Annotated in this window: 1 pseudogene; it reads left to right on the top strand. The window is 80.2% G+C overall.

The window, feature by feature from the left end:
* Positions 1 to 368: pseudogene (locus GT030_RS20130) on the top strand (hypothetical protein); the annotation flags it as partial.

Genomic DNA, 368 nt, shown 5'->3' with positions numbered 1-368 from the left:
GCCGCCACCGCGCTCGCCGCCGCCCGGGTCCACCCGGCGGCCGGGCTCGCCGTACTGGCCGCCGGAGCCTGCGGCGCCTACGACGACATCGCGGGCGCCGACGACCCCCGCCGGGGCTTCAGCGCCCACCTCGGCGCCCTGCGCACCGGCGAAGTCACCTCCGGCGCGGTCAAGTTGTTCGGCATCTCCGCCGCCGCGCTGGCCGCCGGGAGTCTGCTGAAGGAGCGGCCGCTGGACCGGCTGCTCGCGGGTGTCGTCATCGCGGGCGCCGCGCACACCGCCAACCTGCTCGACGTACGCCCCGGCCGCGCTGCGGGCGCGGTGCTCGCGCTCGCGGCGCCCGGGCTCGCCCGGAGCGGGACGGGCGG

Origin of the sequence: Streptomyces sp. SID1328 (assembly GCF_009865595.1) — a bacterium.
In the GTDB taxonomy this organism is placed as follows: domain Bacteria; phylum Actinomycetota; class Actinomycetes; order Streptomycetales; family Streptomycetaceae; genus Streptomyces; species Streptomyces griseoluteus.
This window is presented reverse-complemented; position numbering and strand designations above follow the sequence as displayed.